Source organism: Verrucomicrobiia bacterium, assembly GCA_019634635.1.
In the GTDB taxonomy this organism is placed as follows: Bacteria; Verrucomicrobiota; Verrucomicrobiia; order Limisphaerales; family UBA9464; genus UBA9464.
Window position 1 is genome coordinate 69,048 of record JAHCBB010000014.1, and the last position, 14,908, is coordinate 83,955.

General features: G+C 65.6%; 12 protein-coding genes. 5 read left to right on the forward strand and 7 right to left on the reverse strand.

The window, feature by feature from the left end:
• Positions 1-51 precede the first annotated feature (51 nt).
• Together KF791_11550 and KF791_11555 are read left to right on the forward strand one after the other, a co-directional pair.
• Positions 52-663, forward strand: a complete 612-nt coding sequence (locus tag KF791_11550) for a hypothetical protein (GenBank protein ID MBX3733215.1) — start codon at positions 52-54, stop codon at positions 661-663.
• A complete protein-coding gene (locus tag KF791_11555; protein MBX3733216.1) occupies positions 660-1,319 on the forward strand; it encodes a hypothetical protein in 660 nt (219 codons plus the stop codon). Before KF791_11550 ends, KF791_11555 begins: the two co-directional genes overlap by 4 nt.
• A 36-nt stretch (positions 1,320-1,355) precedes the next feature.
• On the opposite strand, the gene KF791_11560 is transcribed toward KF791_11555, so the two are convergent.
• Positions 1,356-2,426, reverse strand: coding sequence for a M42 family metallopeptidase (locus KF791_11560; protein MBX3733217.1), 1,071 nt, complete (start codon positions 2,424-2,426; stop codon positions 1,356-1,358).
• Between the two features lie 272 nt (positions 2,427-2,698).
• Between KF791_11560 and KF791_11565 the strand changes: the two genes are divergently transcribed.
• On the forward strand, positions 2,699-5,611 hold the full coding sequence (locus KF791_11565; protein ID MBX3733218.1) for a PQQ-dependent sugar dehydrogenase: 2,913 nt from the start codon (positions 2,699-2,701) through the stop codon (positions 5,609-5,611).
• A gap of 76 nt (positions 5,612-5,687) precedes the next feature.
• Here the strand turns inward: KF791_11565 and KF791_11570 are convergent, their stop codons facing one another.
• From KF791_11570 to KF791_11580, 3 genes are all read right to left on the reverse strand, one after another.
• Positions 5,688-5,864, reverse strand: a complete 177-nt coding sequence (locus tag KF791_11570) for a CPXCG motif-containing cysteine-rich protein (GenBank protein ID MBX3733219.1) — start codon at positions 5,862-5,864, stop codon at positions 5,688-5,690.
• A gap of 67 nt (positions 5,865-5,931) precedes the next feature.
• Positions 5,932-7,170 carry an iron-containing alcohol dehydrogenase gene (locus KF791_11575; protein MBX3733220.1) on the reverse strand — a complete coding sequence of 413 codons (1,239 nt, stop codon included), beginning with the start codon at positions 7,168-7,170 and terminating at the stop codon, positions 5,932-5,934.
• Positions 7,171-7,327: 157 nt separating this feature from the next.
• Positions 7,328-8,767 carry an aldehyde dehydrogenase gene (locus KF791_11580; GenBank protein ID MBX3733221.1) on the reverse strand — a complete coding sequence of 480 codons (1,440 nt, stop codon included), beginning with the start codon at positions 8,765-8,767 and terminating at the stop codon, positions 7,328-7,330.
• Positions 8,768-8,861: 94 nt separating this feature from the next.
• Here KF791_11580 and KF791_11585 point away from each other — a divergent pair, with 94 nt between their 5' ends.
• Together KF791_11585 and bioA are read left to right on the forward strand one after the other, a co-directional pair.
• Positions 8,862-10,034, forward strand: a complete 1,173-nt coding sequence (locus tag KF791_11585) for an 8-amino-7-oxononanoate synthase (GenBank protein MBX3733222.1) — start codon at positions 8,862-8,864, stop codon at positions 10,032-10,034.
• Positions 10,035-10,044: 10 nt separating this feature from the next.
• Positions 10,045-11,481: an adenosylmethionine--8-amino-7-oxononanoate transaminase gene (gene bioA, locus KF791_11590; GenBank protein MBX3733223.1), complete on the forward strand. Its 1,437-nt coding sequence runs from the start codon at positions 10,045-10,047 to the stop codon at positions 11,479-11,481.
• On the opposite strand, the gene KF791_11595 is transcribed toward bioA, so the two are convergent.
• The 3 genes from KF791_11595 to KF791_11605 form a co-directional block, all read right to left on the reverse strand.
• Positions 11,473-12,786 (reverse strand): glycosyltransferase family 4 protein, encoded by a 1,314-nt coding sequence (locus KF791_11595; GenBank protein ID MBX3733224.1) that lies wholly within the window; start codon positions 12,784-12,786, stop codon positions 11,473-11,475. The two genes, bioA and KF791_11595, sit on opposite strands and share 9 nt — an antisense overlap.
• A 21-nt stretch (positions 12,787-12,807) precedes the next feature.
• The gene (locus KF791_11600; GenBank protein MBX3733225.1) at positions 12,808-14,091 is read right to left on the reverse strand and encodes a tryptophan 7-halogenase; all 1,284 of its coding nucleotides are present in this window, start codon (positions 14,089-14,091) and stop codon (positions 12,808-12,810) included.
• 162 nt (positions 14,092-14,253) lie between these two features.
• Positions 14,254-14,643: a helix-turn-helix domain-containing protein gene (locus KF791_11605; GenBank protein MBX3733226.1), complete on the reverse strand. Its 390-nt coding sequence runs from the start codon at positions 14,641-14,643 to the stop codon at positions 14,254-14,256.
• Positions 14,644-14,908 lie beyond the last annotated feature (265 nt).

The window sequence follows — 14,908 nt, forward strand, 5'->3', positions numbered from 1 at the left end:
CAGCAGTGGCTCCTCCTCGCCTTCCGGTCCGGGTTTCGATATCTAGCCTCCGTGGCTGAAACGAAGGAAGATTCCGCGCTCGACAAGCTCTGGCAGGAGTACGCCCGCAGTTTCCGCGATTTCGATGACCTGACGCTGGCCCGCTGGTGTTCCCAAACGCTGGGTCAGCTTCACGGAAGAGCCTGGAGGCTCTCACATCCGCTCGTGGGCGCCTACCGGCTGGGCTCACAACTCGCACATGACCGCCAGATCTGGCTCAAGCGGCTGGTGAACCTCCCGACCGGATACGTCGAGGCCGCTTGCTGCCGCGCGCCCCTCCTGCCCCTGCTCACCCGTGACGTCAGCGGTTCCGGGTTGATCTGTCAGCACTGCAACGAAACGGCGATCCCGCTGGACCAGCTTCCGGAGTCGCTGCAGTCCCGACTGCGCGCATGGGCCCAGGCCTATGCGCCGGTCCACGATGTTGCGCACTGGGATGACCAGCAACGCCGCAAGTCCCGCGACTACGACAACGCCTTCGAGAACGCTGCGCAGAAGGCCGAGGAACTGCTGGCGGAGGCCGCCCATGATCTGGTGCCCCCCCTGCTGGACCTCTTTCCGGCCGTGGTTTGGGAGGATCAGGACGAGTGCCTCGAGGTGCGTCCCGAAGACATCGTGCTGTGAGTTCCGTCGTCCGCCGCCGAGTTCTCTGGATCCTCCTCGGCCTCGCCGGAGCCGCGGCGTTGCTCGTCCTTGTGGCGCTGGCCAGCGTGGATCACCTGGCCCGCGGAGCTCTGGTGTCGGCCCTGCGCCGGCAGACGGGAACCGGGATTCGCCTTGACGCCGTGGACCTGGGACTGCGCGACGGCTCGATCCGCCTGCGGCAACTCGTGGTCAGCAATCCGCCGGGGTTCGGGCCGCGACCCCTGGTGGCCATCCCCGAGCTCTACCTCGCCTACCATCCCGAGGCCGCCGCCTCAAACGTGCTGCGCTTTCGCGAGGTCCGCCTGCACCTGTCCGAGCTGCACGTCGAAGTGGACGCGGCAGGCCGGACGAACCTGCTCGACCTGACTTCGGCCGCAGCCGGGGTGCGGGGCCTCGGGGCGACGAACTGGCTTGGCGGGTTTCGCTTTGAGGGTGTGGATCTTCTGACGCTGACCCTGGGCCGCATCTCCTTTTCGGACGCCCGCGACCCCCGGCGGGACAAGGTCTTTGACCTCGGCATCACCAACCGCTCGCTGAATCAGGTCACGTCGGTGGCCCAACTCGTGCCGCTGGCGCTCGAGATCGCCTTCAAGGGTGGACTGGTGCCCGGGAAACCCGCCCCGACATCCCCGTGAGCCGCACCGCGGCCGGGCGATCGGCGCGGTGCCGGATCAGATGACCACCCGGAACGTCTCGCCCGCCTGGACGCTGACCACGAAGGCGGCGAGCAGGTCGGGGATCAGGTCGAGGTCCTTCAGCGAAACCACCTCCACCGGAGAATGCATGTACCGGTTCGGCAGGCTGATCAGGGCGCTGGGAATGCCGCCCCGGGTCCAGAAGATGGCATCGGTATCCGTGCCACTGGTGGCGCTCATGGCTTCGTGCTGCAGGACGATGCCCCGAGCCGTGGCGCATTGCTCGATTCGCTCCACCACTCCGGGATGATTGCAGCCACCGTGGGTCACGGTCGGTCCGCCGCCGAGCCGGACATCCCCGTGCTGCCGCTTGTCCACCGTCGGGATGTCCGTGGCATGGGTCACATCCACCACCAACGCCACGTCGGGCTTCAGCGAGTAGGCGATCTGACGGGCCCCCAGAAGGCCCACCTCCTCCTGAACATTGGAAACGGCACAGACCTCGGCCGCATACCGGCCCCGTTCCGGGACGAGACGCCGCAGCGCCTCAGCGACCGCCCAGGTGCCGACGCGATTGTCGAGGGCGCGCGCGACCACCAGGTCGCCGTGCAACTGCTCGAAGCGGTCGGCCAAGGTCACGGGATCCCCAATCCGAACCCGTTGCAGCGCCTCCGCCCGGGAGGGGGCGCCGATATCGAGGAACAGGTCGTGGATTTTGGGCTCCTCCTTTTTGTCGTCCCCCTTGGTGAGGTGCGGGGCGACCGATCCGAACACACCCGAAACCGGCCCTCCCCGTGTGTGGATCACAGCCCGGCGCGCCCGGGTGATGGCGGGATTGACGCCGCCGGCGCGCCGGACATGGAGGAATCCCTCCTCCGTGACATGGGTGACCGTCATCGCGATTTCATCGGCATGGGCCGCGAGCATGATTCGCGGGGAGCCGCCCCGGTTGGCCACGGCAACACAATTGCCGTAGGCGTCGTGGTACGTCTCATCTGCAAAGGCTGCCGCATAATCCATCCAGACCCGCTGACCGCGCGTCTCGTATCCAGCGGGACTCGGGGTGTTGGCGAGGGTCTCGAGAAACTGAAGGGATTCGGGGCGCATGCGGCTGCCACAGTATTCCGGACCCCGCCCGGAGCAACACCGGAACCGGGTCACGATTTCACGACCGCTCCGTCCGAGCCCCAGGATCCTCGCCCACTCGACGATGTTGCCGGCCACCCGTCCATGATGGATCCGGGCGCACTCCCCGGCGCCCGTGCATCCCGATTTTCGGGGTTGCCGGATTCGCTCCAATTTACTATGCAGTCAAAAGTGAGTACGCCCGGGACCAGTGCCAACGGTTGGAATCACGCCTCCCACCAAAAAATCTCTTGATGAAATTCCTGCCCCTCGCGGCCCTTGCGCTGCTGGCGTCACCGCTGTCAGCGCAATGGCACCCGTCGCCGTTTCCCGCAACGCCTCCGACCGCGGGGTTTGTCCTGCAAAGCGCCTTTCCGGAACTTTCATTTCCGCGTCCCGACCGTCTGGTCGGACTCACGGCTAATGCCGGACGCCTCTTCGTCGTCGAGCGCGGCGGACGAGTCTACGTCATCACCAATCTGGCACGACCGACGAAGACGCTCTTTTTGAACCTCTCCGCGGACGTTTGGGTACGCGGCGACTCCGGCCTGCTCGGACTGGCCTTTCATCCGGATGGACGCTCACTGTTCACTTGGTCCGACGAAACAAACCGCGCCGCGGGCAACCTGGTGAATCGGCTGGCGCGCTGGACCGTGGACCCGGCGAATCCCAACCGGGTAATCCCGGGGAGCAAGGCCCTGCTGCTGGAGCAGGTGGATCGCGATCCGTACCACAGCGGCGGCGACATTCAGTTCGGGCCCGACGGCTATCTCTACGTTCCGCTTGGGGACGAAGGGAGCATGAACGGTCGCCTCGGCAATGCGCAGCGGATTGATGGGAACTTTTTCTCGGCCATTCTGCGCATTGATGTGGACTCCCGCCCGGGAAGCCTCGCGCCAAATCCTCATCCGGCCGTCATCGGAGGGTACCGGATCCCTCCGGACAATCCGTGGGTTGGAGCCACCTCGTTCAACGGGAAGTCCGTGGAACCCGGCAAGGTCCGGACGGAATTCTGGGCCGTCGGCTTTCGAAATCCCCACCGCATCAGCTTCGACTGGGAGACCGGCAACCTGTACGCCGACGACGTCGGCAACACCCGCTGGGAGGAATTCAACCGGATCGTCAAGGGCGGCAACTACGGGTGGAACTGGATGGAGGGCCCCGAAGTCACCCGATTCCCCGAGGTTCCACCTCCCGCCCAGCGACCCCCGGTAAATCTTCAGGAGCCGATCTGGAGCTATCCGCACACCGCCATCGCCCCGCCGGGAAGCGACCCGCGCTTCGTGGGCAACTGTGCGATTGGTGGCTTTGTGTACCGGGGAAGCCGGTATCCCTCGCTCAACGGCAAATACATCTGCGGCGACTGGGCCAACAAGCATGTCTGGGCGATCACCCTCGGACCGCAGGTGATTGTGGAGCGCATTGCCTCCACAGACACCGGCGTCAACGCCTTTGGACTTCACCCGGAGACCGGCGAAATATTGACCGTGTCGTTCGAGAACGGGTTCATTGGCCGGCTCGTCCCGGCGCCCGATCCGGAAGTCCTGCCGCCGACGTTGAGCGCCACCGGGGTGTTCGCCGACGTGGCCACGCTGACTCCGGCCGCGGGGGTGCTGCCCTATGAGGTTGCCGCCCCGTTCTGGTCGGACTTCGCGGTCAAGAGCCGTTGGTTTTTCCTGCCTCCGGGCCGCACCATTTCGAGAACCGACACCGACGAGTGGGCCTTTCCGTCCGGCACGGTCTGGATCAAGCACTTCGATCTTCCCGTCGTCCGCGACAGCACTCAAACCCGCCGGATTGAGACCCGCTTCTTCATCAAGACGGACGAGGGCGGCTACGGTCTGACCTACCGCTGGCGCCCGGACCAGTCCGATGCCGACCTTGTTTCCGATTCCGGTCTCGACACGACGTTCCCGGTGGAGGACTCGGGTACCCTCATCAGCCAGCTCTGGCATTACCCGGCGCGGGTGGAATGCATGACCTGCCACAATCCATCGGCCGGATTTGCGCTCGGGTTTTCGACGCGCCAGTTGAATGTGCCGGTCTCCGTCGGGAGTTCGGGAACGGTGAACCAGTTGCTGGGTCTCACCGGTTTGGGCGTCTTCAGCCCGGGATTCTCGAGCGTCGCCGGACTGCCCCGCCTGTCCCGTCCACTCGACGAGTCGGTGCCGCTGGAGCATCGCTTCAAGTCCTACACCGACGCCAACTGCGCGTACTGCCACCATGCCGGTGGTCCGGGGCGGGGAGACTGGGATGGGCGCTTTGAAGTTCCCCTGGCCGACTCGGGAATCGTGAACGGAGCGGTGACCGGAGACCTCGGGATCACCAACGCATTCGTCGTCGCTCCGGGTGACCCTGCGCGCAGCATCCTCTACCGGCGTATTGCGGACATGGCCGGCCCCCAGCAACCCGCGGAATATCACATGCCGCCGCTGGCCACGCACCAGCGGTACGATGCCGGGGTTCAACTCGTGAGCCGTTGGATCACCAGCCTTGCCCCGCCGGTCGGGGACTCGGAACCGGACGACGATGATCCGGGTGAAGTCCATCCGGACGATCCGGAAGAACTCAATCCACCCCCGGGTCCGGTGATTCCGGGCCCGCCAGTGACGGGCATCCGCACCTATTGGGAGTTGGGCACCAATGGTCCTGCCAAGCCGCCCCATGCCGAATTCTCGATTGAGAACCGTCGAAACGACCCCCCTCCGGGTTCCCCCGTGAACCTCGACGACGATTATTATTTCGCCGGCAGCTACCCGGCCGGTTTCAACGGGTTAAAGGCACCGATCGAGGTGGCCAGGGATGAACCCTGGTTGAACTTTGAGCGGGCGTTGACGCACCGGGATCTGACCAACAGGATCCATCTCATCGCAGACTCCGCGGGGCCGGCGACCTTCAGGATTATGTTCGCCACGGGTGGGGTGGCGTTGAACAACGTGGTTGAACCTGGATTCCATACCCACGACGTCATCGTGCTTCATGTGGCCAACGGAGTCGAGAAACCGATCTGGCGGGGTACGGTCACCAAGCGCCAGACGTTGGTCACCATCCCATTTCAGGCGGTCCGGGGTGCCAACACCCTGACCGTGGTGCGAACCGGTCCTCTTCGACCGGTCTATTCCTACTGGCTGACCTTTGACTGGCTGTCGGTGGAAAAGGCTCCGTGACGATTCTGCTTGGAGTCGCACGTGAGAACAGAACGGCCCGGGGGAACTCCCCCCGGGCCGGTTTCTTCGATACGTTCTACGACACGACCTCCAGTTGAATCACCTCCCCGGGCTCACACGCCGCCCGGACCTCGAATGGGCGGCAGCACACCTCGCAATCACTGGTGAACTGCTGGTCGGGGATGGACGTGTCCAAGACCAGGTCCTGTCGCTGCCCGCAATAGGGACACGCGATGGTTTCAGAGATTTCCATGACGGATCGTTTCGCAGACCGGTGAGGCGTTGTGCCTGGGAATCCGGGCCAGACGTGGCCCCCCGGATCAGGCACCCGCGGGCGCGGAGCGCCCGGAATTCACACTGCCTCTCGGCTGAAGCGCCGCCGTGTACAACGCGGTGAACTCGGCAACATCGCATGCCGCCGGATTGAACCGCGCCGTCCACTGACGGGAGGCCTCCACAGCCAACCCCGGGACCGTCGCGGGATCCGCGCCGGCCTCAAGAAGGCTCGCCGGGATCGCGGCGAGATCCAGCACGGCCTCCAGTCGCTCAACGAAGGCATCGAAGGCCTGATCCGGATCGCTCGCAACGCCCGGCAGGTCTGCCGCATGCGCCAGATCGGCGTAGGCGCGATGCGCGGCGGTGTTCACCCCGGCGTTGAGGCGCACCACGTGGGGCAGCATCAAGCCCACAGCGGCGCCGTGAACGATCTGGAATCTTGCCGTGAGCGGATTGGCAGCGGCGTGGGCCGATCCAAGCATGGAATTCTCGATGGCGATGCCGGCAAACGCGGCCCCGAGCAACATGTGCCCCCGGGCCTCGAGGTCGTCCGGCCTGGCAATCACCCGCGGAAGTGCGTGGATCAGACGACGGAAGGCCTCGCGGGAATGCATTACGGAAATCGCATTGCGTGCGGTGGTCACCGCAGTTTCCACGGCATGCGCGAGGGCATCCACCCCGGTGACCGCCGTGACCCCCGGAGGCTGGGAGAGCGTGAGCTCCGGGTCGAGCAGGGCCACCCGCGCAGCCGCCTTGGGGTCCAGGCAGGCCATCTTCTGGTGGGTTGCCTCGTCCGCGATCAATGCGGCCGACTGGCACTCGCTTCCAGTCCCCGCGGTGGTCGGCACCGCAATCAACGGCAGCATCGGCTGCGTCGCCTTGCCGACACCCCAGTAGTCCTTCATTTCGCCGCCGTTGGTCAGGAGAAAGTTGGTGCCCTTGGCCGTGTCCATCGAGCTCCCGCCCCCCAAGCCCACCAGCAAATCCACCCCCGAACCGCGCGCCACGGCAAGACACCGGGCGACATCCATCGTCGTGGGGTTTTCGCGGACGCCGTCGTACACGGTGACTTCAAGCCCCCCCGATTCGAGCGACGCCCTCGCGCGCACCAGGTGGCCCGCGGCCACAATTCCCGGATCGGTGACCACGAGGACGCGTCGCGCGCCCAACTCCGCGGCCAGTTCGCCGAGGCGGGACAGCGTCCCGTTGCCAAAAACCAGCCGGGTGCGCGGAGTCCGATCGAACGGAGCGAGGGAGGCGACGGGGTGGGGATCCATGGCCATGCCCGACTAGTGACTGACGCACTGATGCGCTTGTTCAAGCCCGGAGTGCCGCCGGGAGTTCGCCGGCCCCATCAAGGCCGCCTGCAGCAGGTGCAGACACCGCGCACCACGCCCGGTCCGTCGTTGATCCAGCATGATTGAAACGCCAGCCAACATCCTACCAGGCCCGTTCGATGCTTCGCCGCTGCCAGAGGAACTCGAACATGTTGCCCTCGTGCGGCTGGTCCCATGAGATCTTCATGGTGGACACCGGACCAATGTTCAGGCGCTCGATGTGCGGATAGGCCTCGAGCTCCGCGATGAATCCGGGCTCCTTCGTGATCGCGGAACAGGCGAGCGTGTACCCAATTCGGGACAACATCTCCGGTTGAGGGCAGGTAACGACGCTGGCGTACGGACAGAGGAACTCGCGATTGGCCAGCGGATGATCGAAGGAGTCGCAGCGGACGATGGTCGGCCGCAGGTACGTGCCGCCCTCGAAGACCGTCCGTCGGGGCCCGTCACGATATACGGCGGTGGCCTCAACCGCTCCCGGGGTTTTGAACCCCTCCTCGATCTGCCCCTCGATGAAGTCGGCCATCTTTGGATTCGCAAAGCCGGAGAGGCGCGCGTGCTCGTCGTCCGGCCGGGTGGGCTGAACCGGACCCAGCCGTTGCGCGAGGGCGTCGGCGATTTCCGCACCGAACCGGGGCACCACCACGGCACTGGCATTGATGCAGGAACGCCCGCCATTGTCGGCAATCGCCGAGGCGATCACCTCCACGTATTCCGGCCAGTTCCCGATGCAATCCTCGCCGATGAGAAATTTGCTCCAGCCCGGACCATGGATCTGGATGGCCGGGTTGTTTGCGTACTGTGCCGTGGTGGATTTGTCGCCAAAGATCAGCGCGCGACCGCACGCATTGAGGATGGTTGCCGCACCGTCATGATCCGTCGGATAAAACCCGAAGGCTTCGGCGGGAACTCCGGCGGCGATGAACGCCTGGATCAGCCGGTAGGGCGTCCACGGTTCCTCACGGCCCGGCTTGATGACCACCGGGGTCTTCAGGGCGATCGCGGGCAGCCAGAGCGAATTCACGGCGGGCGAGTTGCTGGGCATGACCAGGCCCAGGGCCTGGCAGGTGGGAAAAAAGCTCAGCTTGGTTCCGAACTGTTCTCCGTAGCCCCGGTCGAGAATGGTGAAGTCCAGGCCTCGGGACAATCCGTTCAGGACTTCGCCCAGATGGGTCAGCGCGTAGTGGATCTTGGCCATGTTGCGCCGGACCATCACGTGGGGAAGCCCCGACGTACGGCTGAGGGTATCCACATACTGGTCGGCAGACTGGGTGTGCCCGCGGTCCCCCAGCGCAAGTGTCCCGTTGAGGAACAGATCACCGGCCCGCGCCGAGAGCTCCCGAAGTTCGCTGACGGAGTGTCGGCGCAACGCACCGCGCGCACCCGCGAGCCTGCCCAGATCCCGCTTCACCACACCCCCGTTCACCTGCGACACCAGGGCCATCACATTGCCCGTCCGATGGTCTCGGATCTCGACCTTTTCCAACGAATCGTATGGGCGCCCAAGGCGAAGCGCCGGGAGGTGCGGAATGGAGTCACTCATGTGCAGATCAACCCTGCCAAACTGGTACGCCTGCGTAGTAATGGCAACCCGGAGTTTTGAGGTTTCGCGGATCCGCTGCTACCAACGGGGCGACATGACGTCCTCGCTCGATGCCGACCTCCTGCAGCGGCTGGAGGTCCTGGAAGCCGCCGGGCTGCGCCGGGTCCGCCGGCCGATGGACTCGCCGACGGGACGGGAGGTGGTGGTGGCGGGGCGGCGGTTGATTCAGTTTGCGTCCAATGACTACCTCGGGCTGGCCACCCATCCCGCGGTGGTCGAGGCGGCCGCGCAGGCGGCGCGTGATTTCGGGGCCGGCAGCGGCGCCTCCCGGCTCCTTGGAGGTTCCCTGAGGCTCCACCACGTGCTGGAAGAGGCGCTCGCGGACTGGAAAGGCACCGGGGCGGCACTGACCTTTTCCAGCGGCTACGCTGCCGCCTTGGGCGTCATCCCGGCGCTCGTCTCCGCCCAGGACGTCATCATGCTCGACCGCAGGGTCCATGCGTGTTGTGTGGATGCGGCCCGGATGAGTGGTGCTGCCCTGAGGGTGTTTCGGCACAACGACCCCGACCATCTGGACTCGCTGCTCCGATGGGCACGGCGACGTCCGGGCACACATCGAATTCTCATTGTCACGGAAAGCGTCTTCTCGATGGATGGCGATCGTGCACCGCTGGAGGCTCTCGTCCGTCTGAAGGAACAGCATGGAGCCTGGCTGATGCTGGATGAGGCGCATGCCGCAGGGCTTCTGGGTGACCGGCGCAGCGGCCTGTCCGAAGCCTGCGGAGTCTCCGGGAATGTGGAGATCCATTTTGGGACCCTGGGCAAGGCCCTGGGCGCCGCCGGCGGGTATGTCTGCGGCTCGCGCACTCTCGTGGACCATCTCGTCAACCGGGCGCGCAGCCTGATTTTCTCGACGGCACCGGTGCCCGCGGCCGCCGGCGCGGCGCGGGAGGCCCTGCGTGTGGTCCAGAGCACCGGGGGGCGCGAGCGGTGCGAGACCCTCTGGAATCGCCAGCGCGATCTGATCGAACGATGCCCCGGGCTGTCCTCTTCGAGCGCCATTGTTCCGGTGCCGGCCGGCGACGAAAGGCTGGCAACCTCATGGTCGGAAAATCTCTTGGCGGAGGGCCTCGCGGTGCCGGCCATCCGGTATCCAACCGTGGGCCGGCGCCAGGCGCGGTTGCGGGTCAGCCTCACCGCATCGCACCAGCCGTCCGACATCCACCGGCTTGCCACGGCCCTCAACCTTCTCCGTTCTCCCGTCTGAGCTCATTGCCGTGCACCCGATCGCCCGCCTGGATCACCGATACGTCTGGCATCCGTTTACCCAGATGCGCGACTGGCTCCGCGAGGAGCCGTGCATCCCCGTCTCCGGCCGCGGCGCGGTGTTGCGCGATGTCAGGGGTCGCCGCTACCTGGACGCCAATGCGTCCATCTGGACCAACCTCCACGGCCACGCCCATCCCGGAATCAACGCCGCCCTTCGGCGCCAACTGGCCCGGGTGGCCCATGTGTCGGCACTGGGATTGGCCAACGAACCCGCGAGCCGCCTCGCCGCCCGGCTCGTCCGCGCCGCCAACCCGCGCCGTTCGCTGCAACCGCGGCTTCAGAAGGTTTTTTACTCGGACGACGGATCCACAGCCATCGAGGTGGCGCTCAAGATGGCGTACGAAGTGGTCCGAAGAACGCGGGGACCGCGCTCTCGCCCGCGCTTTCTGAGCCTGCAGCATGCGTACCACGGCGATACCGTCGGAGCGGCCTCCCTCGGACACATCGCCCGCTTTCGAGGTGCCTTCTCCGGGCTGCAGTTCCGGACCGATGCCGTAATGTCGCCTTATTGCTACCGCTGTCCCCACAATCGCGCCGCGCCTGCACGGGCCGATGCACGCGACACCCGCAGTTGTCGTTGGGAATGCGTGGATGCCGTCGCCACCCGGTTGGATGCGGCCCGTCGGCGGGGGGCGCCGTATGCCGGATTTGTTGTTGAGCCCGGAATCCAGGGAGCCGCGGGAATGATCGCACAGCCCGAGGGCTGGCTCAGGCGCACCGCCGACCTGGTCCGCGACCATGGCGCCCTCCTGGTGGCTGACGAAGTGATGACCGGATTCGGCCGCGCCTGCCGGGCGATCCCGCGGTCCCCGGGACGGCCGCGCCTTTTTGCCATCCATGAGGCCTCCGTGCAGCCCGATTTCCTGTGCCTCGCCAAGGGGATGACCGGAGGCTATCTCCCGATGGCCGCCACGCTGACCACCCAGGCGGTTTTCGAGGCGTTTCTTGGGGATTACACCGAGTTCAAAACCTTCTTCCACGGTCACAGCTTCACCGGCAACCCGCTCGGAGCTGCCGCGGCGCTTGCAAGTCTCGACCTGCTGGAGTCCCGGGCTTCGTTGGAGGACAGGGCCCGGCTGGAGGCCGCGCTCCGCTCCGAACTGCCCGCACTGTGGTCGTTGCCTGCAGTGGGCGACATCCGGCAGGCGGGCACTGTCGTCGGGGTGGAACTGGTTCGCGACTGGAGGCGCCGCACGCCCTGGGATCTCCGGGAACGGGCCGGGATCCGCGTCTGCGAGGCGATGGCACGCCGGGGAGTGCTCACCCGACCGATCGGCAATGTGGTGGTCCTGATGCCGCCGTACTGCACAACTCCGCGGCAGGTGAGGACCGTCGTCAACGCGCTTGGCGGGGCGATAGAGGAGGTCCTTGGCGAGTCAGCCTGATGGCTTTGCGAGGAGGGATCCGAGAGCCTCGACCACCCGACGGGCCATGGCGGCGTCCGAGTATCGGGCCATCACCACCTGCCGGCCGGCATCCCCGAGATCGCGAAGCCGGCCGGGCGCGGCGACGAGTGGCTCCAGGGCCGCGGCCAATCCGGTTGCCGTATTGGCCCCGTAGAGCACGCCTCCCCCGGTGTCGCCCAAGATCTCGGGGAATGCCGCCACCGCAGGTTGAACCAGCGGGGTACCGGCGGCCATGGACTCGATCATGTAAAGCCCAAACGCCTCGCTCATCCGCGCGGGGACGCATAGGACGTCGCAGTCCGCATAGAATGCGATCTTCCCCTCCCGGCTGACATTGGGATGGAAGGTGACCGCCCCTCCCAGTCCCACAGCCTCCAGCCGGGTGCGAAGGGCCGACACGTAGGATTCATCCCCTGGACCGCATCCCCCGCCCACCTTGAGCGTCAGCCCCGGATGCCGACCTCCGGAACGCAGTGCAATGAAGGCGTCTACCACGAGATCCAACCCCTTGTCGGCACACATCCTCGCGAAGAATCCCAGGGTCAACGGATCGCCCGGGGCCTTTCTCGACCGGGCCGGAAGCCGGTCATATCCATCCAGCAGGATGCCGTTGGGAACGATCGCGATCCGCGCGGGCGGGAGGTCCAGGCGGGCCGCCATCCGGTCGGCAAAATAGCGGCTGGGTGACACCCACAGATCCACGTCGGAAACCCGCTGGCGCAGCGCCTCCCAGGAGCGGCTTCGCCAGGGCTCCGGCATGGAATCGAGATAAGTCTCCTCGCTTTGAAGGAAGCAGACCACCCGGGATCCCAACACCTCCCGAAGGCGCCGGGCAAACCCCGCCAGCATGGCATTGGAGAGAAACACCGCATCGGGTGCGCCAGACCCGGCCAGCCATTGAACCATTTCCTCCAAGTCGCGGGACTGGAGGCCGTGCTCTCCTTGAAGCATGGAGACGGTCACATCACCCACATCCGCAGCCTGGGTCTTTGCGGCTCTGCCGGCGGCCCACCGGAGCAAGCCGGGCGCGTCTGCAAGCCGCCGCAGCCAGGCCGGCGCGCGACGGTACCATCCGAACTTCTGGTCGAGGTACACATTGATGCCCCCAAAGAACGTCGGGGTCCCGTTCGCCGTGGAGGCCTCATCCAGGGTCATCGGCAGGTAAAGCGGCACCATCAACGCCTCGACGCCCAGACGTCGCCACGCCGTCACGAGGGCATTGTCCCGGAAGCAATTGCCGCAATACATGCCTCCGGCCCCGGGTGTGATCTGGACCAGCTTCACCGCGCCCAGCGTAGGCAGGTCTCAGGCGGCGACAAGCGGCACGCTACTGTTGGCCCGGGGGAATCCATATGGCAACGGCTCCGGGATGGGTGTGATCCGGCCAAACGCCTCAAACAATCGCGAAAAATCCTTGTTCACGTCCCCGGAAAGGCAGTCTGTCAGGTCGCCGGCGAGATCCGGAGATTCGTCCGTCACGGTGCGGAAACTGACCTGAGGATCATAGAACGCGTAGACCAGTTTGCGCATGTTCTCGATGCCCTCGTGCATCACCCGGCTGTACGCCAAAAAACGCTCCGCTCGGAAATCACCGGCATGGATGGCGTCATGTGCCGCGTCCGCCGCGGCGACGCCGCTCTTGAGCGCGAGCATCAGACCGCTGGAAAACACGGGGTCCAGAAATCCATAGGCGTCGCCCGCGAGCACAAGGCCGTCGGCTGCGGAGAACTCGGAGCGGAAGGTGTACTCGGCGGTCAGCCAGAATTCCCCCAGACAGCGGCCGGTCGCCAGGCGCGCGGCAATCCACTGGTTTTCAGGAACCTCCCGCTCGAAAATCAAGCGCGGGTCCTTGATCCCGCCGCGCGTCAGGTACGCCCCCTCGGCCACCACGCCGACGCTGACCCGGTCGCCGTGCTGCGGGATGTGCCAGAACCAGCCCTTGTCTGGAATGAAGGCCACCGTGGTCTGCCCTTCATCAATGCCATCGTCGCGCCGCGAGCCCTCGAAATACGTCCACACGGCCACCTTCCGCAGCTTGGGATCCCCCCGACGCCACGCGTAGGTGGTCGCGGCCATCGCTTCCCGTCCGGTGGCGTCAATGGTCAGGGGAGCCCGGAACTCCACGGTGTCTCCGGCAGCCGTCCGGACCTCGACCCCGACATGCCTCCCATCCTCCTTGAGGAATCCCACCACCTCATGCTGTTCCCGGACGTCCGCCCCCTTGGACCGCGCCTGATCGAGGAGCATCTGATCAAACTCGCTGCGGACCACCTGCCACGACTGGGCCACGGTGTCGCGATCATACCGGTTGAAGAAATAGAACGGCTGGCTGGCCTTTCCCGACGGTGCCACAAACTGGACCGAATACTTCTTCACGAACCCGGACTGGCGCAGCTTCGGGATCATTCCGATCCGTTCGAGGGCCGGGTAGGTGAAGGGAATCATGGATTCTCCGATGTGATATCGAGGAAACCGCTCACGCTCGAGCACGACCACCCGGTGCCCATGGTCCGCGAGCACACAGCCCGCCGCCGCCCCCGCAGGCCCGCCACCCATCACCACCACATCGCAATGCTCCACCCAATTCATACGTGTTCGTACTAGTTTGACACTACGAATACGCCGATTCGTCGGAGAGGCAAGCGGTTGGCGGGGCGAAATCCCGACTGACGATCGCGTGGGGGCGCGTTCGGATCCCGGGTCAACGACGAGAACTTGGCGGCGGACGACCGGCCCGACTCCAACCCTCATTCACGTGGCAGGTGCCTCCATTGCCACCTGACCGGCGCCGTGGATCGTTACCCGCGGGTGCCATCCACCGCGATTCAGTCCTCGAATCACGCGGGAGAGGTGGTCCGGGTGAACGCTAAGGCCGGTGAGATCCCGAAGGACGGTGGCCAGCCGCCGATACGTCCATCGGTCGTCGCTGTAACCATGTTGCGTGCAACTGGTTTCCAGGAGATTTCGGAGAACCAGCAGGTGCCGCTCCTTCAATTTGGGTGGCTTCCCGAGGCGCCCACGCCGCCATGCCTCCGCTCCCTTCGAGGCCAGGGCCCGCTTCCATCGCAGCACTGAGACATCCGAGACGCCCAACCGACGCGCCACCTCGGCGGGCCGCCACCCCTCGATGAGCAGGTTCATGCCGGCATGACGACGCTCCTCAAGCCTCGTGAAGTCGCGACGCCTGACGCGACAGGGATCCAGCGACTGGCGGACCCCTCCGATTGGTGCTTGTCCATGGGCCGAGGCCGTGAGTTGATTCACCATCGAGAACCAATTTGCCTGTGTCCGCAATTCCACATCCTTACTGCCCTGTGCAAAAGGAATGTCCCGGCATTGGTTACCGGGAATCTCCCTTGGTGGGGCACAAATCGGGTCCTCAAAGAATTCGGACGTCCAAAGGGTC